Source organism: Lentilactobacillus dabitei (assembly GCF_019061365.1).
GTDB lineage: Bacteria > Bacillota > Bacilli > Lactobacillales > Lactobacillaceae > Lentilactobacillus > Lentilactobacillus dabitei.
Genome location: NZ_JAHPPD010000037.1, coordinates 1 through 25,580, shown reverse-complemented (window position 1 = coordinate 25,580; position 25,580 = coordinate 1). Strand labels below are relative to the sequence as shown.

Sequence of the window (25,580 nt, the reverse complement as noted above, 5' to 3'; positions counted from 1 at the left end):
TTTTGTTTCTTTTGAAATCTTAGTCATAAAAAATACCTCCAAAGCTAAAGTTTTTACTTTAACTTTGGGGGTATAGGTCAGGATTGCTTCCAGCCTCTTTGATATATCCAGAGAAATTATTAAGGGAGTTGTTGAAGATGGGGATGCATCAATATTTGGAGAGCTTGGCAGAATTGGAATTGATTAATCGAGCGCCGGGATATTTTAAATTTGAGCAACATTCAGTTGCCGCCCACTCATTCAAAGTAACCGAAATCGCCCAATTTTTGGGTGACGTTGAAGAAAATGCCGGTAAAAAAATTGATTGGCGCCTACTGTACGAAAAAGCACTGAACCATGATTATACCGAACGGTTCATTGGTGACATCAAAACCCCTGTTAAGTATGCAACTCCCGTTCTTCGAAGTATGTTGGCCGATGTTGATGATAAGCTGACTGAAAATTTCATTGAGAATGAAATCCCAACCGAGTTCCAAGATGCTTATCGCCGACGGTTATCCGAAGGCAAGGATGCCAGTATTGAAGGAAAAATTTTGGCGGTTGCTGATAAAGTTGACCTGTTATACGAATCATTTGGAGAAATTCAAAAAGGCAATCCGGAAGAGGTTTATCCGGAAATGTACAAAGAAAGTCTCTCAACGATGCTGAAATATCGCGACATGGCTTGTGTTCATTATGTCATTAAAGAGATTATTCCGGAGATGTTGGCGGAGAACTTTACCACTCAAGATAAGCTACGTAATTTAACACGAAAGGTTTTAAAAAAGGAGCACGTTTCCAGTAATTAATCGTTGGCGAAAGTATGTTCGTATGGTAAAATAGCGTTGATAGTGGGGCTAAGTAAGCATGGTTTTGCTTGTAGCCCCTTTAGTTTTGTCATTCTGATGATTAAGTCAGGGGGAATTTAAGATTGATTGAAAGAGAAAATGACCGCAAGTTTGATTTGGTGTCCAAATATCGGCCAACAGGTGACCAACCGGATGCCATCAAGAAATTGGTGAGTGGCATCAATGAAGGAAAAAAAGCTCAAATCTTAAAAGGGGCTACCGGTACTGGTAAAACATTTACAATTTCTAACGTCATTTCGCAAGTGAACAAGCCAACCTTGGTGTTATCCCATAACAAGACATTAGCTGGTCAATTATACGGTGAATTCAAGGAATTCTTCCCCAATAACGCGGTTGAATACTTTGTCAGTTATTATGATTATTATCAGCCTGAAGCCTACGTGCCATCCAGTGACACGTACATTGAAAAGGATTCAGCGATTAATGATGAAATCGACCAGTTGCGGCATTCAGCTACCAGTTCTTTGTTGGAACGAAACGATGTCATTGTGGTTGCATCAGTGTCATCAATCTTTGGATTAGGTGATCCAACTGAATATCGAAATCACGTTGTGTCACTTCGAGTTGGGCAAACAATTGAACGGGATCATTTTTTGCGTCAGTTGGTTGACATTCAATACGATCGGAATGATATTGATTTCCAGCGGGGCCGGTTTCGGGTTCACGGAGACGTGGTCGAAGTCTTCCCAGCTTCATGGGATGAGCATGCTTTTCGAATTGAGTTCTTCGGCGATGAGATTGATCGGATTCGCGAAGTTGACACCTTAACAGGTGAAGTCATTGGTGATCGAGAGCACATCGCGATTTTCCCGGCCACTCATTTCTTGACCAGCGATGATGTGATGAAGTTAGCCTTACCTGAAATTCAAGATGAAATGGACAAGCAAGTTGCTAAATTTGAAAAAGAGGGTAAGCTGCTTGAAGCCCAACGGTTGAAGCAACGGACCACTTATGATATCGAAATGATGCGAGAAATGGGCTACACCAGTGGGATTGAGAACTATTCTCGGTTCATGGATCGCAGAAAGCCTGGCCAGCCACCATTTACTTTGCTGGACTTTTTCCCTGATGACTTCTTATTAGTTGTCGATGAGTCTCACCAAACGATGCCGCAAATTCGTGGGATGTATAATGGTGACCAAGCTCGTAAGAAACAACTGGTTGACTATGGCTTTCGGTTGCCAAGTGCACTGGATAACCGGCCATTGACACTGGCGGAATTTGAGAAGCATGTTCATCAAGTGGTTTATATGTCAGCGACCCCCGGACCATACGAAATGGATCAGACTGATGATGTGGTCACCCAAATTATTCGGCCAACCGGCTTACTGGATCCAACAATCGATGTTCGACCGATTATGGGGCAAATGGACGACCTGGTCGGCGAAATTAATAAGCGGGTTGATAAGCATGAACGGGTCTTTGTCACCACTTTGACGAAAAAAATGGCGGAAGATTTAACCGATTATCTCAAGGATCTTGGCATTCGGGTTAAATATTTGCATTCGGATATTAAAACGCTGGAACGGACCCAAATTATCCGTGATTTGCGATTGGGTAAATTTGACGTGTTAGTTGGGATTAACTTGTTGCGGGAAGGTATCGATGTGCCTGAGGTTTCGTTGGTGGCCATTTTGGATGCTGACAAGGAAGGCTTCTTACGTAATGAACGATCCCTCATTCAAACGATCGGCCGAGCTTCTCGAAACGAGCATGGAGCTGTGATTATGTATGCGGACACTGTGACGGATTCGATGAAGGCTGCCATTGACGAAACTGCCCATCGCCGAGCGGTCCAAATTGCCTATAATAAAAATCACGGCATTACGCCTACCACAATCAAAAAGCCGATTCGAAATCTTATTTCAATTACCAAAAATACGGATGATTCTGGTGAGAAAGATGACTTCGTGGAAAGTGATTTCGAGCAAATGGATAAAAAAGACCAAAAGAATATGCTCGCTCGATTGACTGAAGAAATGCGAGATGCTGCCAAACAGCTTGACTTTGAACAAGCGGCAACCTTGCGTGATACAATCATTGAGTTAAAGGGTGAAATGAGCTAAAGGAGTAAATGCGTATTGGGAATGGATAAAATTGTAATTCGTGGGGCTCGGGCCCATAACCTGAAGAACATCAACGTGACAATTCCAAAGGATAAATTGGTCGTTATGACGGGGCTTTCTGGATCGGGAAAGAGTTCTTTGGCATTTGATACACTTTATGCAGAAGGCCAACGTCGCTATGTTGAAAGTTTGTCATCATATGCCCGCCAATTCCTTGGCCAGATGGACAAACCGGATGTGGATTCTATCGATGGTTTAAGCCCGGCAATTTCAATTGATCAAAAAACAACTTCAAAAAATCCCCGTTCAACTGTTGGAACGGTTACTGAAATTAATGATTATTTCCGTCTGCTTTGGGCTCGGGTTGGCGTGCCGATCTGTCCTAATGACGGCTCAGTAATTTCCAGCCAATCTGTTGACCAAATGATTGATCAGATTATGAAATTACCCGAAAGGACAAAATTGCAGATTCTTTCGCCAATTGTCCGGGGTAAAAAGGGCCAGCACAAGAAAATCTTTGAAAAAGTGAAACGTGAGGGCTTTGTTCGAGTTCAAGTAGACGGGGAAACCTATGATGTTGATGAAGTACCCGAACTTGAAAAAAATAAGGCTCATGATATTAATATCGTGGTTGATCGAATTATTGTAAAAGATGGGATTAATAATCGCCTGTCAGATTCATTGGAAGCTTCACTCAGATTAAGTGGTGGCTATGCGGTTGCCGATTTTATGGGCGAGCGGGATCCAATGCTGTTTTCTGAACATTATGCTTGTCCAATTTGTGGCTTTACAGTTGGTGAATTGGAACCAAGATTATTTTCATTCAACTCACCAATCGGTGCCTGTCCCGATTGTGATGGCCTGGGAATGAAATTGGAAGTTGACGAGGACCTGGTTGTCCCTGATAAAGACAAAACGTTAAACGAGGGTGCCTTGGCTCCTTGGAATCCTGCAGGATCTAAATGGTATCCCAATATGTTGGCTCAAGCATGTGAGGCCCAGGGAATCGATATGGACACGCCATTTAAGAAATTATCGAAAAAAGATCGTGATTTCGTGCTTTACGGTTCAAAAACCAAGACATTCCATTTTGTACTTCAAAGTGATTTTGGTGGTATTCGAGATGTTGACGGTCCTTTTGAAGGCGTCATTAATAACGTTAACCGCCGTTATCACAATACCAGCAGTGATTTTACCCGGAATAATCTCAATCAATACATGACCGAGCTGACTTGTCAGACTTGTCACGGTTACCGACTCAACCGGAAAGCCTTGGCAGTGAAGGTTGGCAAACGCAACATTGCCGAGATTTCTGCGTTGGATGTTTCAGCTGAATTAACCTTTTTCAGAGCCTTGTCGTTTGGCCCTCAGGATACAATGATTGCTAAACCAATTATCAAGGAGATTACGGACCGGCTCACTTTCCTCAGAAACGTTGGCTTAGATTACCTAACGCTGTCTCGTTCAGCTCGAACTCTTTCTGGTGGCGAAGCGCAACGAATTCGTTTGGCAACTCAAATCGGTTCCAACTTAACTGGCGTGCTCTACATTTTGGATGAGCCCTCAATCGGGTTGCATCAACGTGATAATGACCGTTTGATTGCGTCATTGAAGAAGATGCGTGATCTTGGCAACACACTAATTGTTGTTGAGCATGATGAAGATACAATGCGGGCGGCCGATTACATTGTGGATATTGGTCCTGGTGCCGGCCAAAGTGGTGGTCAAGTCATGGCAGTTGGAACCCCTGAGGATATTGAAAAAGCGCCAAAATCGATTACCGGTCAGTATTTAGCTGGAAAACGATTTATTCCGGTGCCGTTAAAGCGCCGAAAGGGCAATGGTAAGAAGATCAGGGTCACCGGTGCTGCTGAAAACAACCTCAAGAACCTCACTGTCGATTTTCCGCTCGGAAAGCTGGTTGTGGTGACTGGCGTTTCAGGCTCTGGTAAATCGACCTTGGTTAATGATGTTTTGAAACGGGCATTAGCCCAAAAGATTAATCATAATTCTGAAAAACCCGGGAAGTACAAATCAATTTCAGGCTACAAGAATATTGAAAAAATCGTTGATATTGATCAAACACCGATTGGCCGAACTCCAAGAAGTAACCCAGCCACTTATACTGGCGTATTTGATGATATCCGGGGCCTATTTGCCAACACCAATGACGCCAAGTTACGCGGGTTTAAAAAGGGCCGCTTCAGTTTCAACGTGAAGGGCGGTCGTTGTGAAACCTGTCATGGCGATGGAATCTTAAAAATTGAGATGAACTTTCTTCCTGACGTTTACGTGCCTTGCGAGGTTTGTCACGGGAAACGGTATAACGCCGAAACCCTGGAAGTTCAGTATAAAGGTAAGAATATCGCAGATGTGCTTAATATGACAGTTGATGAAGCGGTCGACTTCTTTAGCGCGATTCCGAAGATCAGCCGGAAATTACAAACAATTAAGGACGTTGGCCTGGGATACGTTTCATTGGGTCAATCTGCCACAACGCTTTCGGGTGGAGAAGCTCAACGCATGAAGTTAGCCTCTGAGCTCCATAAAAAAGCCAATGGTAAGAACTTCTATATTCTTGATGAGCCGACAACTGGTCTGCATTCAGAAGATATCCGTAAATTATTGGGAGTTCTTCAGAAGTTAGTCGACCAGGGGAACACGGTTTTGATCATTGAGCATAATCTTGATGTTGTCAAAAGCGCTGATTACTTAATTGATTTAGGACCAGAAGGCGGTGATGGTGGTGGTCAGATTGTTGCCACCGGAACACCTGAAAAGGTCGCTGAAGTTAAGGAGAGCTACACGGGTCAATACCTTAAACCGGTTTTAGAGCGGGATAAGAAGTTGACCAAGGCGACAATATTAAAAACCAAGACTAAAGTAACGACCAAGTCAAAATAACCTGATATTTAGCAGTCTTTCCGGATGATCGGAGAGGCTGCTTTTCTACATAAACTGACTTTTCTCTTAAAATGATACGCCCGGTATGTTATACTCTAATAAGTTTGTTACGCGAAAGGAAAAGACAATGGCCGTTAACAATCAATTTGTGATTATCACAGGGATGAGCGGTGCCGGGAAGACCGTGGCAATGCAAAGCTTTGAAGATTTAGGATATTTTTGCGTTGATAACATGCCCCCGACACTCTTACCCAAATTCAAAGAACTTATTCGACTGGAACGAGACATTAATAAAATTGCGCTAGTCATGGACCTGCGTTCTCAGGTTTTTTATGATGAAATTATTGACATGTTTCGGGATTTAAAACGCGACGATGACAATAACGTTGATATTATTTTCTTGGATGCGTCAGATACTAAGCTGGTTTCTCGTTACAAGGAAACTCGTCGGGCCCACCCACTGGCTCGCAATGGGCGAGTAATTGATGGTATTCAGAAAGAGCGGGAATTACTTGCTAACGTCAAGAACGCTGCGGATTTAGTGGTAGATACCACCAATATGGCGCCCCGCCGTCTTCGTGAAGAAGTTTTCCATAACTTTGAATCAATTGACGCTACTCATACATTCCATGTCGAAGTGATGTCGTTTGGCTTCAAATATGGGCTGCCACTGGATGCTGACATCGTCATGGATGTCCGTTTTCTACCCAACCCGTATTATCAAGCCAGCATGCGCTTTAAGACCGGTCTTGATAAACCCGTTGAGGAATATGTCATGAGCTCGACTGGGGCCCAAGAATTTTACGCCAAGCTATTAGATATGATGAAATTCACTTTGCCGGCTTATGCCAAGGAGGGCAAGGCCAGCTTAACAATTGCAATTGGCTGTACTGGTGGCCAACACCGCTCAGTTGCTATCGCAGAAAAGCTGGGTAACGCGCTTAAGAAAGATTATCCAGTTAATATTACGCATCGAGACATTGATCGTCACAAGACTAAGGGGGGTAACTGATGATAGATGCATTGCACAGTCACCAACCCAAAATTGTTGTGATTGGTGGAGGAACTGGCTTACCAGTCATCCTCAAAAATTTGAAAAATCGGCAGGTTGATATTACCGCTGTCGTGACGGTTGCCGATGATGGTGGGTCATCTGGTATTCTGAGAAACTACATTAACGTCGTGCCGCCTGGAGACATTCGCAACGTCATGGTGGCCTTATCCGATTTACCAAAATTGGAGTTGGATTTGTTCCAATACCGGTTTAACAGTACCGATAAATTCTTCGCCGGTCATGCGATTGGAAACTTAATTATTGCCGCATTGTCCGAAATGAAGGGCGGCATTTTCGATTCTGTCCAAATTCTCAGCAAGATCATGCAAGTGGATGGTCACATTTATCCGGCAGCCAATGAACCCTTGGAATTAAACGCTGAGTTTAGTGATGGCACTCATTTGAGTGGTGAATCCGAGATCACCAATGCAGGTAAGCTCATCAAACGCGTGTGGGTCGAAGCTAATGATGATTCTCACAAGCCTGAGGCCGTCCACCAAGTGATTGATGCAATTATGGAGGCTGATCAGATCGTATTGGGACCTGGAAGCTTGTTCACCAGTATTTTGCCGAACCTCATGATTGAAAATGTAGGGGAAGCGTTGCGCCGGACAAAGGCTGATATCGTCTACATTTGTAATATCATGACTCAAAAAGGGGAAACTGAGAACTTTACTGAAGCGGATCACGTGCGAGTCTTGAACCGCCATTTGGGCACGAACTTTATTAACACCGTTTTGGTTAATATCAAAGAGGTGCCATCCGAATACATTGATCACAAGAAGTGGAATGAGGTTTCTCAACCGGTTAAGCATGATTTTGAAGGCTTAAGAGCAATGGGTTGTCGCGTGATCTCCGCTGACTTTTTGGAGTTGAAGGATCGCGGAGCCTTTCATAATGGTCAGGAAGTGGCTGATGAATTAATTAATTTAATTGGCCGGTCCCTAGACGATCATAAAGATAGTCAACGAAAGTGAGGGTTGCCAATGTCGTATGCAAGTGAAGTCAAGAAAGAATTAACCTCCTTAACTGTCCACCGGGATAATGCCAAAGCTGAGTTAATGGCCTTGATTCGAATCAATGGTTCCCTGACAATTTCCAATCATCATTTTGTCTTGAATGTTTCCTCAGAAAATCCGGCAATTGCGAGACGGATGTACAAACTTCTATCGAAATTTTACGGAATCACCGGTGAATTAAGTGTTCGCCGGCAAATGAAATTGAAGAAGAATAATCTGTATATATTGCGGGTTGAAAACAAGGCCAACCTCTTATTAGATGATCTGGGTATTTTTGATGGCGTTCAGATCGTTGAACGGGTGCCGAATAAAATGCTGACGGAGGACGCCCAGATACGTTCGTACCTCCGCGGCGCATTTTTAGCCAGTGGCTCAGTGAATAATCCGGAAACTTCCCGTTATCACTTGGAAATCTATTCATTGTACGAAAATCATAACGAAATGATTGCTGAAATGATGAATCAATATCATTTGAAGGCTCGAACCACCAAGCGGCGGAGTGGCTATATCACCTATTTGAAGGAAGCCGAAAAGATTGCCGACTTTTTGCAGTTGACTGGGGCTACAAGTTCGATGTTGAAATTTGAGGACATTCGAATTGTTCGCGATATGCGCAATTCCGTTAACCGGTTGGTAAATTGCGAAAACGCCAATTTGGATAAGGTGGCTAACGCAGCCAGTAAGCAGATCGAGAACATTAAGTTCATTGATGAAGCAATTGGTTTGAATAAATTGCCGCCTAAATTGGGACAAATTGCTCGCGCTCGCCTCAAACATCCAGAGGTTAGTTTAAAGGAACTCGGTGAGCTAGTAGAAGGTGGGCCAATCTCCAAGTCTGGTGTCAATCACCGGCTGCGTAAGATTAATGAGTACGCTGGTAAATTGGGACAGGATGTGGATGAAACCATTGCGTGAGCTAAAAAATGCGCCTTTTAGTCTGAGAATGTTTTAAAGTATTAGGCATGGTGACTGGTAGCTAATAGCCGCTATCGGGCTTCTTGTATCTCAAAATGGTTGCTAATCAAAAAAGATCTAATCAGTAAGGTTATCATACCTGATTAGATCCTTTTTGATATTATTGATTATCCTTGGCTAACTCTCAACACACAAGCACCCTTAATATCCCCGTGAGACAAGTACCTTAATGCTTCATCAGCTTTAGCAAGCGGATATTCCGTGATCTCTGGATGAATGTTTAACCGATCTGCCAGGGTCAAGAATTCTTCGCCGTCACGACGGGTATTGCTTTCAACACTTGTCAGATTTTTCTCATGGAAAATATGAGCGGGATAGGAGAGCTGGGGGATGTCTGTTGAGTGAATGCCCGCCATTGCCAGCGTGCCACCTGGTTTCAGCGCTTCCAGAGCCTTTGGAACGATGTCGCCAACTGGCGTGTAGTTGATGGCTGAATCCAGCTTCACTGGTGGTAAGTCATAAGCACCTCGTGCGGAAGCGGCACCCAATTGAAGGGCAAATTTGCGGGCATCCTTGCCGCGAGTTAGAACATGAACTTCAATCCCTTGTTTCATTGCAACTTGCGCTGTTAGGTGAGCGGAACCACCAAAACCATAGAGGCCTAAACGCCCACCGGCAGGAACGTTTGCCCGCTCAAATGCCCGGTAACCGATAATGCCGGCACAAAGGAGTGGAGCAGCGGTCGCTGAGTTGAACCTTTCGGGAATCCGATAAGCGAAGCCCTCTGGAACTGTGACATATTCTGCGTAACCGCCGTCATGATCCCAGCCGGTATACAAGGAATTTGGGCAGAGGTTCTCGCGACCTGAACGACAGTATTCACAAACACCGCAGGTCCAGCGTAACCAAGGAATGCCAATTCGATCACCAAGGTTAAAACGGCTGGTTTCGGGACCAAATTTAACCACGCGGCCGACAATCTCATGTCCGGGCGTCAGGTGTTCTTTATGAACTGGTAAGTCGCCCTCGGTCACGTGTAAATCGGTGTGACAAACGCCACACGTAATTACTTTGACTAGCACTTCTCCACGCTGTGGGGTTGGCACTGGTTTAGTGGCGAAGCGAAGTGGCGAGCTGTCCGAATTGATTGAACCCGGCTTGATAATTTCCCAAGCTTTCATTTCACTGGGGATGGTTTCCGAGGTATCCGGTGTGATTGTTTCTTGTGTTTTCATAAATTAATGACCTCGATTCAATAATTGTTTCAGAAAGAACGCATACCGATTTCATTGAATATAACAAACAAGTTAATGATTGAACTAACTTTCACATTCATTTTAGTCTGTTCTACGGTGATTAGCAATTGAACAGGATATAGAAAAAAGACCGCCACAAGCTTTGGACTTGTTGACGGTCTTCCTTAAATCACTCTTCATTGACGATCGGTCAATTAGTGAATTATTGTTTTTCAGAACTGTTGGTCATGATGCCATCCAACAAGCCATAATCAACAGCTTCTTGAGCGGTTAAGTAGTTATCCCGTTCAGTATCCTTGTTGATCTTCTCGATTGGTTGACCGGAATTCTCAGCTAAGAGATTATTAATCATCTTACGAGCCTTGAGAATTTCTTCAGCAGCAATTTCGATTTCAGTTTGTTGACCTTGAGCACCACCGGATGGTTGGTGAATTAGGACTTGAGCATGTGGCAAAGCAAATCGCTTGCCCTTGGCACCGGAAGATGCAAGAACAGAAGCCATTGAAGCAGCCATACCCATTACGATTGTCTGAACATCGGCTTTCACGAAGTTCATGGTATCGTAAATTGCCATGCCTGAGGTGATCACACCACCTGGTGAGTTGATGTAAAGGTAAATATCTTTTTCAGAGTCTTGAGCATCCAAGAATAACAATTGAGCAATAATCGCGTTCGCCATGTCATCTTCGATTGGGCCTGATAACATGATGATGCGGTCTTTTAACAGACGTGAATAAATGTCATAAGCTCTTTCGCCATTAGCGGATTGCTCAATAACAGTTGGCACTAAATTCATTGAGAATGCCTCCTTGATAGGTTTTATGAAAGATGGCCTGCGCCAAGTTCATGATAATAGTTTAGTGTATTGGTCAAAAAAGGTCAAATGTTTTGCTCAATTTAATCTGATAAATGTTTTGTAATCCTGATAGCGGTCAGGTGTTATCCTGATGAAACCGAATTCAATGGTGCTATACTTTTGTCAAAGGATTAAGCGAGGAGGCTTCAAAATGAAAACGCACCATATCTCACTCTTAACGAAAGATGCCGATCAAAACGTCCATTTTTACACGAAAGTATTGGGGATGCGACTCATTAAGAATACGGTTAACCAGGAGAACATCAAGATTCGCCACTTGTTCTATGGTGATTACCTTGGCACGCCGGGGACAGTCGTCACGTTCTTTGTGCTTCCGCTGTTGGGTCGACGAACGGATGCCAAACACTTTTTTAATAGTATCAAATTAGCAATTCCAACTGGCAGCTTGGCGTTTTGGCAGCAGCGGCTTGATCGGTTAGGATATCAAACGACTGAAATTGATAATGGGCTTAAATTACTTGACCCAGATGGGGTTGAACTGAAATTAATTTTGACATCAGAGCGGTTAACTGACATGCGAATTATTCCAAACAGTGAGGTTCCAGCAGAAGACCAAATCACCAGATTACTGGGAACAGCGCTTCACCTACCGGATCCACAGGCTACCGCAGCGTTTTTCCACGAGTGGTTAGGCTTACCGATAGAATCAGATTCCGTGAAGCTGGAAGATGGTCAAACAATTGATCTTCTAAAGTCCCAACGACCAGACGATCGGACGCGGTTTGGTAGGGGGAGCATCGACCATTTTGCCTTGGCTGCACCTACATTGGCAAAATTGAACAATTATTGGGAACGTGCCCAGCAGCTTCATCTCAACACAGAAGAATACGCAGATCGCGGTTGGTTTAAGAGTATCTATGTTCGAGATCCTGGCGATAACCGGATTGAAATTGCGACAACTTCGCCTGGATTTTCACTGGATGAACCATTGTTGACGTTAGGACATGGCTTGGGATTGCCACCACAATTTGAAAGCCGGCGTCGGGAAATTCTGGCTTACTATGAAAAACAGGGCGTTGATTTCCACGATGTTGACGACTGAGAATCTTTTATAGGAAAGCGAGCATAGCATGAAAATACAAGAGGTAACTGAAGTCAGTCCTGAACTGATCAAAAGCTTATTGGCGGTTTGGGAGAGTTCCGTCAAGGCGACGCACTTATTTTTAACGGATGACGAAATTCAAACGATTAAGACGGACATTCCAGAAGCAATTAGTAATGTTCAACACCTCATATTGATGACTAATGAAAGTAATCGCCCCATTGGTTTTATGGGACTTAATGCGCAAATGCTTGAAATGCTGTTTGTATCGGATGAGTACAGGGGCAAAGGATTAGGCGAGCAATTATTAGAGTATGGCATTAAAAAGTATTCAGTCAATAAACTGGGTGTAAACGAACAAACCCCACTTGCCAAGGGATTTTACAGGCATATGGGCTTTAAAGTATACAAACGGACCGAATTAGACGAACAGGGTAATTATTTTCCAATCCTCTATATGGAAAAGCGATGATTTTCGTGATGTAGATAATTAGACTATCATTGAAAACAATAGCTATACAACTTTTAGATCGGGACCAGCCACCCGATCTTTTTTTGGTCTGCCTCTTTTCCCTTGGAATGACGATGTATTTACTCAACTCGCTGATGCAGATGTTTTACCTGGCGGCTGTTGCTGAGCAGGGTTATCCTCAATCGATGGTTCTTGCATCCTCTTTGATTTCAATTTTTAATAATGTTGGTATTGCGGTTGGTTCTGCAGTCGGTGGTGGGGTCGCGACCCATTTGGGTTTAAACTGGCTTGAATTGAGTGGGGGGGCATATTCACCGTTGTTGCTTGATAGCATTGTTGCTGTTGAATCGGGTTCGCCGTCAAGCCGAAAATGAATGATCCCAAAACAAAAGCACCATTTTGGAGGTAGTTTCGACCTTCAAAATGGTGCTTTTGAGTTAAATTAAATGATAACCTCTAGTGCGCTCGGGGGGAATCGAACCCTCATTTCAAGAACCGGAATCTTACGTGCGATCCATTACACTACGAGCGCAACTTACTATACCAATATACTAGAAATTGAGTTACATTTCAAGAATTATAAAAAAATTCTTCGTGAAAACGTTTACTAAATTTGAATCCATTGCATTTATTACGTGGTCTGCTATACTCAAATCTGGGTAATAAATTCTGGTTACTCGATGCATCTCTTTGAATTCTACTTCACAAGAGGTGCTGACTTTGTTTTCATTTAGTGGTACGATTAACCTTGTACTATCTAACAATATTTTCTTGATTTCCTAAAGGAGGAAAACTTAGTATGACTGTAAAGATTGGTATTAATGGTTTTGGCCGAATTGGTCGTTTGGCATTCAAACGGATTCATGAATTACACAGCAGCGAAATTGAAGTTGTTGCTATCAATGATTTAACTACTCCTTCAATGTTAGCTTACTTATTGAAGTATGATACAACCCATGGTCGTTTCCCTGGTGAGGTTTCAGCTACTGATAAGGGTATCGTTGTCGATGGCAAGGAAATCCCTGTTTACGCTGAAAAAGATGCTTCTAACCTTAAGTGGGTTCCTAACGATGGCGTTGACTATGTTCTTGAATGTACTGGTTTTTACACCTCAGAAGAAAAATCACAAGCTCATATCAAGGCTGGCGCAAAGCGTGTCTTGATCTCAGCACCAGCTGGTCCTATCAAGACGGTTGTTCCAGGTGTTAACTTGGATGTTCTTAACGCAAACGATGTGATCGTTTCTGCTGGTTCATGTACCACTAACTGTTTAGCACCTATGCTTTACTTCATGAACAAGGAATTTGGCGTTAAGGTCGGAACTATGACGACTGTTCATGCATTTACTGCATCACAACAAATTCTTGATGGCCCTAAGACTAAGAAGCGTCGTAACAACCGTACTGCTAGTGCTAACACGATTCCTCATTCATCAGGTGCTGCTAAAGCCATCGGTTTGGTTATTCCAGATCTTGACGGTAAAGTTATGGGACATGCACAACGGGTTGCCGTTATCGATGGTTCATTGACTGAATTAGTAACTGTACTTGATAAGAAAGTTACTGCTGACGAAGTTAACGAAGCAATGAAGAAGCACACAACTGATAACCCTGCATTTGGTTACAATGCAGATGAAATTGTTTCATCAGATATTATTGATGACGATCATGGTTCAGTATTTGACCCAACTCAAACTGAAGTAACAACTGCTGGTGATAACCAACTTGTTAAGACCGTTGCATGGTATGATAATGAATGGGGCTTCACTTGCAACATGGTTCGTACCTTGTTGAAGTTCGCTTCACTTTAATAATTAATTATCGCAATCGGCGGAGGAGGGGTTCTTCTCCGTCTTTTGTTATCTAAGTATGCATTTAAAATCACAATATATTTGTGTGGGAGGTTTCTAAATTGGCAAAATTAACAGTTTCTGATTTGGATCTTGAAGGAAAGAAAGTCTTGATGCGGGTTGACTTTAACGTTCCGATCAAAGATGGCGTTATTGGCGACGATAACCGGATCCAAGCTGCATTACCAACAATCAAGTATGTTTTAGACCATAAAGGCAAAGCAATTCTTTGCTCACATTTAGGTCGAATTAAAAAAGAAGACGATAAGCCAGGACTGTCATTACGTCCCGTAGCAGAACGGCTTTCGAACTTGCTCAACAAGCCAGTTATTTTCGTGCCAGTTACTGAAGGCAAACAATTGGAAGATGCGATTGCCAAGATGGACAATGGCAGTGTCTTGTTGTTTGAAAATACCCGTTATGAAGACGTCGTTAACGGCGAATACGTTAAGCGTGAATCTGGCAACGATCCTAAATTAGGTGAGTACTGGGCTTCATTGGCTGACGAATTCATTAATGATGCTTTTGGAACTGCTCATCGTTCACATGCTTCAAACGCTGGAATTGCTGAAGCCATGCACAAATCAGGTAAGCCAGTTGCTGCTGGATTCTTAATGGAAAAAGAAATCCAATTCTTGGGTGAAGCCGTTAACAATCCTAAGCGGCCATTCGTTGCCATCTTAGGTGGTGCCAAGGTTTCTGACAAGATTGGTGTGATTGATAACTTACTTGAAAAGGCCGACAAGATCATCATTGGTGGTGGAATGACTTATACATTCTACGCAGCCAAAGGAATCAAAATTGGTGATTCACTTGTTGAAAAAGATAAAATCGATGTTGCTAAGAGCATCCTTGAAAAGGGTGGCGACAAGATCGTTTTGCCTTCAGACAACATTGTAGCCAAGAGTTATAGCAATGATGCTGAACACAAGGTCGTTGAAGGTGACATTGATGACGGCTGGATGGCTTTGGATATTGGTCCCAAGTCTGTTGAAGAATTTGAAAATGTCTTAAAGGATGCCAAGACGGTTGTTTGGAACGGCCCTATGGGTGTCTTTGAAATGCCTAACTATGCCCAAGGCACTTTGAATGTTGGTAAATTCCTTGGAACATTATCAGATGCAACTACAATTGTTGGTGGTGGTGACTCAACTGCTGCTGTTAAGCAATTAGGCGTTGCTGAGAAATTGACCCACATTTCAACCGGTGGTGGTGCTTCACTTCAATATCTTGAAGGTAAAACCCTTCCTGGTATTGCTGCTATCGATAACAAGTAAGATTGTAGGGACCTGCTTTTTGTGGGTTCTTTTTTTGATTGGTCTAGTAAAAATGTGGCTTTTGAAATTAGATTTGGTTACAATGGCATTAAGACGAAAATGTAAAGGATGATTGTTTATGAGAATTCCGTTTATTGCCGGTAACTGGAAAATGAACTTATCGGTGGATGAGGCCGTTCAATTTCTACAGGATATCAAGGGCAAACTTCCTGATCCCAAAGTAACTGAAACGTGCATTGCTGCTTCGCCATTATTTTTGGAAAGCATGCTCAAAGAGAGTAAGGGGTCAGCTCTAATCGTTGCCGCGGAAAACTGTTTTTATGAAGATGAAGGGGCCTATACCGGTGAAACCAGTCCCAAAGCCCTCCACGAAATGGGCGTTTCCCATGTGATTATCGGTCATTCGGAACGGCGCAAGTATTTCAACGAAACGGATGACATCATTAACAAAAAGGTGCACGCTGCGTTTCGTAATGAATTGACACCGATCGTTTGTTGTGATGAAACGATGAGTCGGCGGGAATCGACCAATCGGATTTCTTGGGTTGTCAGCCAAGTGACCAATGCACTGAAGGCGATCACAGCAGAACAGGCTCAAACCATGATTATTGCTTACGAACCAAGTTGGGCAATTGGCAGTGGCAAAACCGCTTCAACTAGCGAGGCTGAAGAGGGTTGTTACTTAATCCGGCAAACGATTGCCGACTTGTATTCAGACGAAATTGCCAATCAAGTCCGCGTCTTATATGGTGGTAGTGTGAACGATGAAAACGCCGATGAGATTCTGGCTCAGCGAGATATTGATGGCGTCCTTGCCGGTGGTGCCAGCCTCAAACCAGACTCATTTTTGAAACTTGCAAACTTTTTACAAAAATAGTCACGAATGTCGTAATTTTTGTTGAAACTTGGGCTTTAAACTAATAGAATTGAAGTGAACCTTGTACAGAAGGTCACAACTTTCGCTAAGGAGAGAAAAAAATATGTCAATTATTTCTGATATTTATGCTCGTGAGGTTTTAGACTCTCGTGGTAACCCAACTGTTGAAGTTGAATTATATACTGAAGCAGGTGCAATGGGCCGTGGAATCGTTCCTTCAGGTGCTTCAACTGGTGAACATGAAGCCGTTGAACTTCGTGATGGAGACAAGGACCGTTTCATGGGTAAAGGCGTTACAAAAGCTGTTGATAACGTAAATAACATCATTGCTAAAGAAATTGTTGGCTACGATGTTACTGATCAATTGGCCATTGATAAGGCTATGATCGAATTAGACGGTACTCCTAACAAGGGTAAGCTTGGTGCTAACGCTATTTTGGGTGTTTCATTAGCTGCTGCCCGCGCTGCTGCAGATGAGTTGGAAGTTCCTTTGTATAACTACTTAGGTGGCTTTAACGCTCATTTATTGCCAACACCAATGTTAAACGTTATTAATGGTGGTAAGCATGCGAACAACAAGGTTGATTTCCAAGAGTTTATGATCATGCCTGTTGGTGCTCCTAGCATTAAGGAAGCCGTTCGTTGGAGTTCAGAAACATTCCACAACTTGAAGAACTTGTTGAACGAACGCGGTTACTCAACTGCCGTTGGTGATGAAGGTGGTTTTGCCCCTGACCTTAAGAACAATGAGGAACCATTTGAAATCTTGGTTGAAGCTATTCAACGTGCCGGTTACAAACCAGGTAAGGATATTGCAATTGCCTTTGATTGTGCCGCATCAGAATTTTACAATACCGAAACTAAGAAGTATGACTTAAAGGGTGACGGCAAGTCATATACTGCTGACGAATTTGTGACTTTGCTTGAAGGCATTGTTGACAAATACCCAGTTATTTCAATCGAAGACCCACTCGACGAAAACGAATGGGAAGATTGGCAAATGGCTACTAAGCGCCTTGGCAAGAAGGTTCAAATTGTTGGTGATGATTTGTTCGTTACGAACACTGATTACCTCAAGAAGGGAATCAAGATGGGCGTTGCCAATGCGATCTTAATCAAGCTTAACCAAATCGGTACTTTGACAGAAACTGTTGAGGCTGTTGAAATGGCTAAAGAAGCAGGTTATACTGCTATCATTTCACATCGTTCAGGTGAAACTGAAGATACGACGATTGCTGACTTGGTTGTTGCCCTGAATGCAGGCCAAATCAAGACTGGTTCAATGAGCCGTGGCGAACGGATTGCTAAGTACAATCAATTGATGAGAATTGAAGATCAACTTGGCGATGTTGCTGACTACAAGGGAATTCACTCATTCTACAACTTGTCAGAACAAGCTCGTGAAGATATTTTAAACAAGTAATTTAATCTCTTAAAAAGAAGTCCAAGCTAATGCTAGTTTTGGTTTCTTTTTTAAATAAAACAGCCCCCATTTTTCGTATTTAAATTATGAATACAGAAAATGGAGGTTTTTTATTTTGAAAAAATGGTTATTATTATCGTGTGTAACGTTTGGAATGGCGGTGTCTCTGGCGCAGCAAGAGGTGGTTGCTAAAGCGGTGACCGCAACGGAAGCAAGTTGTCCCACAAATGGGATTGTTCATCTCAAAGTGAATCAAATCCTTAATTCAAAAAATGCGGATGGTACTGATTCAGTTGAAATCAAATCGCTACCAGTGATTGACTGGGATCTGAATAAAGGGACTCGATACCTGCCAGACGTGATTCGAGGCTACACAGTTCAACCAGGACCAGTCGATATTAAGTGTGCTGAATTTGACGAATTAAATGTTAACTATTTTGGAGAGCCCGCAAAAGTAACTGTGCGATTTGAGGATGTTAATGATAGGAAACTCAAAGACGAACTTCATCTCAATACCGGAACAGTAGGTGGATTTTTCAATATTGGCGAACTCACAGATGTAGCTATTCCTGGTTTCGAGCTGAAGGTTCGTGATAGACTTCGAGGTAAAATTGGGGAATATGGCAAAATAGTATTTTTAAAGTATGCCAAAGCCCCTCAATCAGTAGTGGTTGGTAATGAAGTCAAGACAGAAGTAAATACACCTTCTAAGGTCTCTGAGCCATCGAATAGTAAAGTTGCGACTGACGCCGTAAATACTACTACTGTTGAATCAAAAATGGTTGAGATAAAACGGGTCGGGAGTTTGTCAACAACCGATGTGGGGCTGGTCGATCAGGGGAAGAAGGCAGTGGGTGCTGATAAAGAATCCGCGGCAAACACGCCAGACAAATTGACAAGAGAGGAAGGCACTAAGAATTTTGGTGATTCTTCAAAGAAAAAGGAAGAAGTGTATGCAAAAACAAATCAAATAGAAAAATCAGTACCTGGGACGCCAGCAACTGATAATGAGAAGCGAAATTCAACTTCCACTGAAGGTACCAGCCAGAGCAAGCCTGGGGAATCCCAAGCAAATATTAAGGATAACCTAAAAAGCGATAACTCAAACCAATCGGTTCCAAATCCCAGTGCCGCTCAAGTAACAACTTCAAAAGATAGCTCATCCAAGAAGGATGATGGGAAGGCAACTGCTGATTTGAATAATAAACAAAATGGTCCGTTAACTGCTAAGCCAGCCAAGAAAGAATCGTCGATTACAGCTCGGACCCAAACCATTCATCTTATCGGCATCGACAATCATTCGCATCAACTATTTAATAAAACAGCGACCGTTTCTAACAATGAGTTGCAAAACATGTTAAATGACAATATCGAATTTTATGGTTACAACTGGCAACACACTAACTACGACGAAAGGACTAACACTTTCACGCTGCATTATCTTCCGAAAAAGGTTACATTTAAGGTTGTTAATATTGATGAGAACGGCAAAAAAATTTCCAGCAGAGCAATTACGGTGGATTTTGCAACTGATTTGACGGTCTCACCAACTACCATTGATGGTTATGGCGCCTTAGATCAAGAGAAAACGATTAAGGTAGATAATTTACTTCCAGAAGTCATTCAATTCCATTACCAGAAAGATCGGTCTGATGGTGCCCATTCTGATAACTCGGTCGTAACTACGGCAAAAAAAGATTCGGAAGAACCCGATTCAGCAAAAAAGTTTGATTCAAGCCAAGCCTCTCAAGATAGTGATACCAAAACACATAGCCTTGCCGACAAAGAGGGTCAATCCAAGCTTCCCCAAACTGGCGAAGCAACGGTCGGCAAGAGTGCAATTATTGGGTGGTTGTTATTGATTGGGTTAGCCGGCCAAAAGATTCTTAAACGTGCCCGCCAATTATGATATGATTAGTAGCAGACATTAACTAAAGGATGAGGACAGTGCAAATTCACGGAAGTTATAAATTATCACAAATAAAAGCAATTGGGAACGGCATAATTATTGGGATACTAGCCGGGTCGATTGTCTCGGTGTTCCGCTGGTCCATTCAGCATCTCCTCGTTTTTATGAGATATTTATATACAAATTCTTTGCATCATCTTGACTTGCTACTGGCCTGTTTAGCAATTAATTTAATCATTAGCCTCGTTGCTGGTATTTTTTTAAAACAACAGCCAGATATCAAGGGTTCTGGGATTCCTCAAGTTGAAGGTCAGTTGCTTGGAGAAATCGACTATAATTGGTGGTCAATTCTCTGGCGTAAATTTGTCGGCGGGATCTTAGCCATCGGTAGTGGTCTTTATCTTGGCCGTGAAGGTCCGTCCATTCAATTGGGATCAACCCTTGGTCAGGGGGTCGCCAGACTGTTTAAACAGGTGGGATTTGATCGTCAGGTGCTTATTTCAAGTGGTGCCGCCGCTGGATTGAGTGCGGCGTTTAATGCACCAATTGCGAGTACATTGTTTGTCCTCGAAGAAATTTATCACAATTTTTCAACCAATATTTGGATTGTTTCTTTAACTTCCGCTATTACTTCTGATATGGTTGCCGCCTACGTTTTTGGTCTCAAACCAGTTTTATACATGCGTAGTACGCCGTTACCATTGAAATATTTTGTTTGGGTACTTGCGTTAGGGGTTATTCTAGGCGGTCTCGGTCGATTATATCAATTTATTATCTTGAGGATCGGTAAGTGGTACGCTCACACGCATCTGCCTTGGTACTTCAACGGGATTATTCCTTTAATTTTGGTTATCCCAATGGGAATGGCTTACCCCCGTCTCTTAGGTGGTGGCAGTGACATTATTTTGCACCTCAACGCTGCCGGTTATTCGACGTTACTATTGGTTTTTTTTTTCGTCCTTCGTTTTGTGTTTTCAATGATTTCTTATGGGAGTGGGCTTCCCGGCGGAATTTTCTTGCCCATTCTATGTTTGGGCGGCTTAATTGGCGCCATTGTTGGCAACGTATTAGTTGGCTTACATCTGCTGGATCCGCTATATTTTTCAACCTTCATCATTATGGGGATGGCGGGCTACTTTGCGGCAATTAGTAAGGCACCATTCACGGCAATCCTTCTGATAACAGAGATGGTTGGCACGTTGTCACATTTGCTAGGGCTTGCCGTGGCGTCATTAGTGGCCTATGCTGTGATTGACTTTCTTGATGGCAAACCAGTTTATTACTCAATGTTACGGCAATTGTTAAAAACCAAAGAACAGTTGAACCTTGGAAAAACTGCTCAAATTATTCAACCGGTGTATGCCGGGTCACTAATGGATGGCCGGACTGTCGGCCAGATTAAATGGCCTCGTGGCGCTCTGCTAACTAAAATTCAACGAAACGGATTGGAAATTGTACCATCTGGAAATACGTTAATTCGCTGGGGGGATACTTTATATATTAATGTCTCCACTCACAATCAAGTTATGGCAACTCATCAATTAGTTACTCTCGCAACAGAAGCTTAGCATTAAAAGGTAGCGCATTTTTAAATAATGTGTTAACTTAGTATGAGTAGTGTTAAGCCGATTTAACGGTAGGAGGCTGTAAAGTGTACAATTTCTTGTTAACATTGTTACTGATTGATTGTGTGTTAATCACAATCGCAGTTTTAATGCAACCATCAAAAACTAACGATGCTATGTCTGCCTTAACTGGCGGAGCCGATGACCTGTTTGCCAAGCAGAAGCCACGTGGTTTCGAAGCATTTATGCAAAAAACAACTGTTGTTTTAGGCGTGATCTTCTTTGTCTTAGCTTTGGCGTTAGTTTGGATATCATCGCATTAGTATTCAATCCTCCTGTTTAAATGCAGGAGGATTTTTATTATAATTGATAATGTGAGATTAAAGGGATGACTGTGATGCAGCAAACACCAATTAAATCTTTTTACTTTGAGCATGGACCTGATGCAGTAATTTTGCTTCATGCGTTTGCCAGCGGGCCGGTTGATGTTCGATTGCTTGCCAGGTACCTGGAGCGTGAAAATTACACGGTTTATGCCCCGTTGTTCACTGGGCACATGACACAGGATTTTATGGATATTCTCCAGCAAGGGTCTCCCGAAAAATGGTGGGCGGATACGCAAGCGGCAGTTGCATTTCTAAAGGGCAAAGGATATCAACACATTAGCCTTTTTGGGGTCTCACTTGGTGGAACATTCGCTGCCAAAGCACTTGAGATGGATCCATATCTTACCGGTGGGGGTTCATTTGGGTCGCCGATTCTTCGCAAACGGCAATTTAGTGTTCATGATACGTTTATGCAGATGGCAAAAGCCAACTATATCAGGTATCATATTAGTGAGGCCAAAATGAATTCAAAGCTGGAATGGCTGGAGAATCATGTTGATGACATGTTGACGCGGATTGCTGATTTTACTGCAACAGTAGCTGATCATTTGCCTGAAATCCATCAGCCTTACTTTATTGGCCAAGGGTTAGCAGACGAAATTGTTAATCCAGATAGCGCATCTTTGCTGCGGGACAGCCTTGTGAATGCCCAAGTGAGTTACCACGAATATCCTGAGGCAACTCATATGATTACCGTTAATAAGGCTCATAAACAGCTTGAAAGCGATTTAAGCCAATTTTTAACTAAACTTTATGAATAATAAGAGGAATATAGATTGCAAGATAATGATTTGAAAAATGAAATAGAAAATGTTTTGCGGACATATCCGGACAACGTTTTTACTGTTGAAAAGATTGCTGACGTTATTCGGTCACATGGTTCAGCTGCGTTTAAACTGATTGTTCAGGAGTTGGCTGCACTGGAACGTGAAAATATCGCCGTTGTGACTGATGAAGGTAAATTTAAACTCAATCCTGATAAACAAAAATTGAGTGGTATTTTCCATGCTAACGATAAAGGTTTTGGGTTTGTCGCTTATGACGATGAAGCCCCTGACGCTTATATTGCACCGGATAACACCATGAATGCCTTGAATGGCGATACGGTTGACATGACAATTGTTCGTCCCGCTCAACCAGGTTCCGATCGTGGCCCGGAAGGTAAAGTAACCGCAATTACCGATCGAAAATATACACGGGTTGTTGGCCCATTTAGCAAAACGGACGATGACAAGGGCTACTTTGGCCAATTGACGTTAAACGATAAGAAAATTGCTAAATATAAATTTTATATTAATGATGTTGGCCTCAAACCAACACCAGGTGAAGTAATCACTGCACAGATCGTGGAATATCCCAATGCAAAGCATCCCGACTACATGGTCGGAATTGCTGACGAAGTAATTGGTTCAGTTGATGATCCTGGAATTGATATTTTACAGATTGTGTATGCCCATGACATTCCTGCCGAGTTTCCTGAGGACGTTCTTCAGGCTGCCGATGCAATTCCCGATCATGTGACCGAAGCAGAAAAAGTTGGCCGAGAAGATATTACCGATCAAGATTTGGTCACCATCGATGGCGAATCATCTAAGGATTTGGATGATGCGGTGACCGCTTGGAAATTACCAAACGGCAACTTCCATCTGGGCGTTCACATTGCGGATGTGAGCCACTATGTGAAGCCCGATAGTTTGCTTGATAAGGAAGCTTTCAGACGTGGGACATCAGTCTATTTGACTGATCGGGTTATCCCAATGCTACCGCGGCGACTTTCTAACGGAATTTGTTCTCTTAATGAGGGCGAACTGCGGTTATGTATGAGTTGTGAGATGGAGATTGATCAATCAGGAAACGTGATCAATCACCGAATTCACCCAAGTTTGATGCGCTCAACTGCTCGAATGACCTACACGGCCGTCAACAAGATCTTAGAATCCCATGATGAAAAGACCATGGAACATTACAAGAAGCTCGTGCCAATGTTTGAAGTGATGGGTCAGCTTCATAAGATTCTTTATAAGCATCGTAAGGCGCGTGGAGCAATTGACTTCGATGATAATGAAGCAGAAATCATTGTTGATGAAAAAGGTCACCCAATCGACATTAAGCTGCGAATTCGGGGATTGGCTGAACGAATGATTGAATCATTCATGTTAGCTGCCAATGAAACAGTTGCCAAGCATTATTCTGACAAACACGTCCCATTCATTTACCGGGTCCATGAAACACCCGACGCAGATCGAATTCGAACTTTCTTCCAGACGTTAACGGCCTTTGGTATTAACGTCAAGGGTGATCCAGAGCACGTTACGCCGAAGACTCTCCAAAATGTTTTAAAGAAAGTTGCCGGTAAACCAGAAGAGATGATGGTTTCGGTTATGTTATTACGGAGCTTGAAGCAAGCCCGTTACGCTGATCAATCGCTTGGGCACTTCGGGTTAGCCGCTCCATACTATACCCACTTTACGTCGCCAATTAGACGTTATCCTGACACGATGGTTCATCGGTTGATCCATTACTATGAAGACAACGGCATTAACAATGAGACTAAGAAGAAGTATGGTAATGTGCTGGACGAAATTGCCACGACGACTTCTGAATATGAGCGCCGGGCTGTGGATGCAGAGCGGGATACCGATTCGATGAAGAAAGCTGAATATATGAACGACCACATTGGTGAAGAATTTGATGGGGTGGTCAGCTCAGTCATGAAGTTTGGCCTGTTTGTGGAGTTACCAAACACAGTTGAAGGACTCGTTCATATTAGTCGAATGAATGATGACTACTATCAATATGTTGAACAGTTTATGGCTTTAGTTGGTCGAAACACACGGCGGACTTACAAGATGGGTCAACCAATTCGAGTAAAAGTTGTCAATGTCGATGTTAAGCAGAGTGCTGTGGACTTTGACGTGGTTGACCCTGAAAAGACCCCCCAAAGCAATATGTTACCTAAACGATCATATTCGCATGACAGTAATCGCCGTGGCGGCAATAATAATCATGGGCATTCGAATTTCCATTCAAACAATAACCATGGTAACGCCAATAATCGCCATGGCAATAATCGAAATTCCCGTGGCAATAATCACGGTGGTGGCAGTAACCATAATCGCAACAAACGATAATTATTAAAGTAAGGTGGTTGCATGGTCAAGAAAAAGCCAAAACAAAATAACGATAATCTAATGGCACAAAACAAAAAAGCCCGTCATGATTATTCGATCCTCGAAACATACGAGGCAGGTGTTGTTTTAACCGGAACAGAAATTAAATCGATCCGGGAACGCCGAATCAACTTAAAAGATGGCTTTGTTCAAATTAGAAACAATGAAGCGTGGATGATGAATGTGCATATTAGTGAGTATGCGCAGGGAAATCAGTTCAATCATGATCCGCTTCGAAATCGAAAATTATTACTTCATAAAAAGCAAATCAATAAATTGGCGCAAGCGACCCAAGACAAAGGGGTAACCATTGTGCCACTGAAGGTTTACCTTAAAAAAGGTTTTGCCAAGGTGCTGATTGGTGTCGCAAAAGGTAAACGTGAGTTTGACAAGCGAGAAACAATTAAGCGCCGAGACCAAAAGCGCCAGATTGAACGAGTTATGAAGCACTATTAAAATAATTGCCAAAAAATGCCTTCTCAAAGGTAATTGTATTTTGGCCGTTAAACTAAAAAAGAGTCACATTCTAATTTTGAGTGCGGCTCTTTTTGTTCATTCCTGTTTTCTTTTAGATTTCAGGATTGTTTGACAGTAAGCACTAAATAACTGGACGTCTACTTCGTAGACGTCTTTTTGAGTACCATAGAATTATTAATTAAGTATGAGGTGAT

At 42.7% G+C, this 25,580-nt stretch carries 21 protein-coding genes and 1 tRNA gene; 19 read left to right on the top strand and 3 right to left on the bottom strand.

The window, feature by feature from the left end; translation table 11 throughout:
• Window positions 1–137: 137 nt before the first annotated feature.
• The 6 genes from KTE19_RS07200 (at window position 138) to whiA (ending at window position 8,806) form a co-directional block, all read left to right on the top strand.
• Window positions 138–788 (top strand): YfbR-like 5'-deoxynucleotidase, encoded by a 651-nt coding sequence (locus KTE19_RS07200; RefSeq protein ID WP_217163969.1) that lies wholly within the window; start codon window positions 138–140, stop codon window positions 786–788.
• 122 nt (window positions 789–910) lie between these two features.
• Window positions 911–2,914, top strand: coding sequence for an excinuclease ABC subunit UvrB (gene uvrB, locus KTE19_RS07195; RefSeq protein WP_217163971.1), 2,004 nt, complete (start codon window positions 911–913; stop codon window positions 2,912–2,914).
• Window positions 2,915–2,935: 21 nt separating this feature from the next.
• Window positions 2,936–5,818, top strand: a complete 2,883-nt coding sequence (uvrA, locus tag KTE19_RS07190) for an excinuclease ABC subunit UvrA (protein WP_430681877.1) — start codon at window positions 2,936–2,938, stop codon at window positions 5,816–5,818.
• A gap of 127 nt (window positions 5,819–5,945) precedes the next feature.
• On the top strand, window positions 5,946–6,830 hold the full coding sequence (gene rapZ, locus KTE19_RS07185) for an RNase adapter RapZ (protein WP_217341953.1): 885 nt from the start codon (window positions 5,946–5,948) through the stop codon (window positions 6,828–6,830).
• Window positions 6,830–7,849 (top strand): gluconeogenesis factor YvcK family protein, encoded by a 1,020-nt coding sequence (locus KTE19_RS07180; protein WP_217163975.1) that lies wholly within the window; start codon window positions 6,830–6,832, stop codon window positions 7,847–7,849. Before rapZ ends, KTE19_RS07180 begins: the two co-directional genes overlap by 1 nt.
• Window positions 7,850–7,858: 9 nt before the next feature.
• Entirely contained in the window at window positions 7,859–8,806 is a 948-nt protein-coding gene (gene whiA, locus KTE19_RS07175; RefSeq protein ID WP_217341951.1) for a DNA-binding protein WhiA, read from the top strand.
• Between the two features lie 167 nt (window positions 8,807–8,973).
• Here whiA and KTE19_RS07170 read toward each other — a convergent pair whose 3' ends face one another.
• The gene (locus KTE19_RS07170) at window positions 8,974–10,041 is read right to left on the bottom strand and encodes a zinc-dependent alcohol dehydrogenase family protein (protein WP_217341950.1); all 1,068 of its coding nucleotides are present in this window, start codon (window positions 10,039–10,041) and stop codon (window positions 8,974–8,976) included.
• Window positions 10,042–10,264: 223 nt separating this feature from the next.
• Complete coding sequence (gene clpP, locus KTE19_RS07165) at window positions 10,265–10,858, bottom strand: ATP-dependent Clp endopeptidase proteolytic subunit ClpP (protein ID WP_008855307.1); 594 nt, start codon at window positions 10,856–10,858, stop codon at window positions 10,265–10,267.
• Window positions 10,859–11,069: 211 nt separating this feature from the next.
• Between clpP and KTE19_RS07160 the strand changes: the two genes are divergently transcribed.
• From KTE19_RS07160 to KTE19_RS07150, 3 genes are all read left to right on the top strand, one after another.
• The gene (locus tag KTE19_RS07160) at window positions 11,070–11,981 is read left to right on the top strand and encodes a VOC family protein (protein WP_217341949.1); all 912 of its coding nucleotides are present in this window, start codon (window positions 11,070–11,072) and stop codon (window positions 11,979–11,981) included.
• A 28-nt stretch (window positions 11,982–12,009) separates the two neighbouring features.
• On the top strand, window positions 12,010–12,453 hold the full coding sequence (locus KTE19_RS07155; RefSeq protein ID WP_217341948.1) for a GNAT family N-acetyltransferase: 444 nt from the start codon (window positions 12,010–12,012) through the stop codon (window positions 12,451–12,453).
• A 113-nt stretch (window positions 12,454–12,566) separates the two neighbouring features.
• Window positions 12,567–12,827, top strand: coding sequence for a hypothetical protein (locus KTE19_RS07150; protein WP_217341947.1), 261 nt, complete (start codon window positions 12,567–12,569; stop codon window positions 12,825–12,827).
• Window positions 12,828–12,913: 86 nt separating this feature from the next.
• On the opposite strand, the gene KTE19_RS07145 is transcribed toward KTE19_RS07150, so the two are convergent.
• Window positions 12,914–12,985, bottom strand: a tRNA-Arg gene (locus KTE19_RS07145).
• A gap of 267 nt (window positions 12,986–13,252) precedes the next feature.
• On the opposite strand from KTE19_RS07145, the gene gap reads away from it, so the two are divergent.
• From gap to smpB, 10 genes are all read left to right on the top strand, one after another.
• Window positions 13,253–14,263 (top strand): type I glyceraldehyde-3-phosphate dehydrogenase, encoded by a 1,011-nt coding sequence (gene gap, locus KTE19_RS07140; protein ID WP_054746745.1) that lies wholly within the window; start codon window positions 13,253–13,255, stop codon window positions 14,261–14,263.
• A 101-nt stretch (window positions 14,264–14,364) separates the two neighbouring features.
• Window positions 14,365–15,579, top strand: a complete 1,215-nt coding sequence (locus KTE19_RS07135) for a phosphoglycerate kinase (RefSeq protein WP_056981099.1) — start codon at window positions 14,365–14,367, stop codon at window positions 15,577–15,579.
• A 118-nt stretch (window positions 15,580–15,697) separates the two neighbouring features.
• Window positions 15,698–16,456, top strand: a complete 759-nt coding sequence (tpiA, locus tag KTE19_RS07130; RefSeq protein WP_054746744.1) for a triose-phosphate isomerase — start codon at window positions 15,698–15,700, stop codon at window positions 16,454–16,456.
• A gap of 103 nt (window positions 16,457–16,559) precedes the next feature.
• The gene (eno, locus tag KTE19_RS07125) at window positions 16,560–17,879 is read left to right on the top strand and encodes a phosphopyruvate hydratase (protein WP_056981097.1); all 1,320 of its coding nucleotides are present in this window, start codon (window positions 16,560–16,562) and stop codon (window positions 17,877–17,879) included.
• 115 nt (window positions 17,880–17,994) lie between these two features.
• Window positions 17,995–19,788: a hypothetical protein gene (locus KTE19_RS07120; RefSeq protein WP_217341946.1), complete on the top strand. Its 1,794-nt coding sequence runs from the start codon at window positions 17,995–17,997 to the stop codon at window positions 19,786–19,788.
• A 29-nt stretch (window positions 19,789–19,817) separates the two neighbouring features.
• The gene (locus KTE19_RS07115; RefSeq protein ID WP_217341945.1) at window positions 19,818–21,356 is read left to right on the top strand and encodes a ClC family H(+)/Cl(-) exchange transporter; all 1,539 of its coding nucleotides are present in this window, start codon (window positions 19,818–19,820) and stop codon (window positions 21,354–21,356) included.
• A gap of 83 nt (window positions 21,357–21,439) precedes the next feature.
• Window positions 21,440–21,676 carry a preprotein translocase subunit SecG gene (secG, locus tag KTE19_RS07110; RefSeq protein ID WP_054746741.1) on the top strand — a complete coding sequence of 79 codons (237 nt, stop codon included), beginning with the start codon at window positions 21,440–21,442 and terminating at the stop codon, window positions 21,674–21,676.
• A 65-nt stretch (window positions 21,677–21,741) separates the two neighbouring features.
• On the top strand, window positions 21,742–22,500 hold the full coding sequence (locus KTE19_RS07105; protein WP_249778465.1) for an alpha/beta hydrolase: 759 nt from the start codon (window positions 21,742–21,744) through the stop codon (window positions 22,498–22,500).
• Between the two features lie 15 nt (window positions 22,501–22,515).
• Window positions 22,516–24,870 carry a ribonuclease R gene (gene rnr / locus KTE19_RS07100; RefSeq protein WP_217163992.1) on the top strand — a complete coding sequence of 785 codons (2,355 nt, stop codon included), beginning with the start codon at window positions 22,516–22,518 and terminating at the stop codon, window positions 24,868–24,870.
• Window positions 24,871–24,891: 21 nt separating this feature from the next.
• Window positions 24,892–25,365, top strand: coding sequence for an SsrA-binding protein SmpB (gene smpB / locus KTE19_RS07095; protein ID WP_056981089.1), 474 nt, complete (start codon window positions 24,892–24,894; stop codon window positions 25,363–25,365).
• The last annotated feature ends 215 nt before the right edge of the window (window positions 25,366–25,580 follow it).

Bases quoted from the DNA above. Each gene is read 5' to 3' on its own strand.
- KTE19_RS07200 (WP_217163969.1), top strand. From the start codon at position 138: ATGGGGATGCATCAATATTTGGAGAGCTTGGCAGAATTGGAATTGATT.
- uvrA (WP_430681877.1), top strand. From the start codon at position 2,936: ATGGATAAAATTGTAATTCGTGGGGCTCGGGCCCATAACCTGAAGAAC.
- rapZ (WP_217341953.1), top strand. From the start codon at position 5,946: ATGGCCGTTAACAATCAATTTGTGATTATCACAGGGATGAGCGGTGCC.
- KTE19_RS07180 (WP_217163975.1), top strand. From the start codon at position 6,830: ATGATAGATGCATTGCACAGTCACCAACCCAAAATTGTTGTGATTGGT.
- whiA (WP_217341951.1), top strand. From the start codon at position 7,859: ATGTCGTATGCAAGTGAAGTCAAGAAAGAATTAACCTCCTTAACTGTC.
- KTE19_RS07170 (WP_217341950.1), bottom strand. From the start codon at position 10,041: ATGAAAACACAAGAAACAATCACACCGGATACCTCGGAAACCATCCCC.
- clpP (WP_008855307.1), bottom strand. From the start codon at position 10,858: ATGAATTTAGTGCCAACTGTTATTGAGCAATCCGCTAATGGCGAAAGA.
- KTE19_RS07160 (WP_217341949.1), top strand. From the start codon at position 11,070: ATGAAAACGCACCATATCTCACTCTTAACGAAAGATGCCGATCAAAAC.
- KTE19_RS07155 (WP_217341948.1), top strand. From the start codon at position 12,010: ATGAAAATACAAGAGGTAACTGAAGTCAGTCCTGAACTGATCAAAAGC.
- KTE19_RS07150 (WP_217341947.1), top strand. From the start codon at position 12,567: ATGTATTTACTCAACTCGCTGATGCAGATGTTTTACCTGGCGGCTGTT.
- gap (WP_054746745.1), top strand. From the start codon at position 13,253: ATGACTGTAAAGATTGGTATTAATGGTTTTGGCCGAATTGGTCGTTTG.
- tpiA (WP_054746744.1), top strand. From the start codon at position 15,698: ATGAGAATTCCGTTTATTGCCGGTAACTGGAAAATGAACTTATCGGTG.
- eno (WP_056981097.1), top strand. From the start codon at position 16,560: ATGTCAATTATTTCTGATATTTATGCTCGTGAGGTTTTAGACTCTCGT.
- KTE19_RS07115 (WP_217341945.1), top strand. From the start codon at position 19,818: ATGAGGACAGTGCAAATTCACGGAAGTTATAAATTATCACAAATAAAA.
- KTE19_RS07105 (WP_249778465.1), top strand. From the start codon at position 21,742: ATGACTGTGATGCAGCAAACACCAATTAAATCTTTTTACTTTGAGCAT.
- smpB (WP_056981089.1), top strand. From the start codon at position 24,892: ATGGTCAAGAAAAAGCCAAAACAAAATAACGATAATCTAATGGCACAA.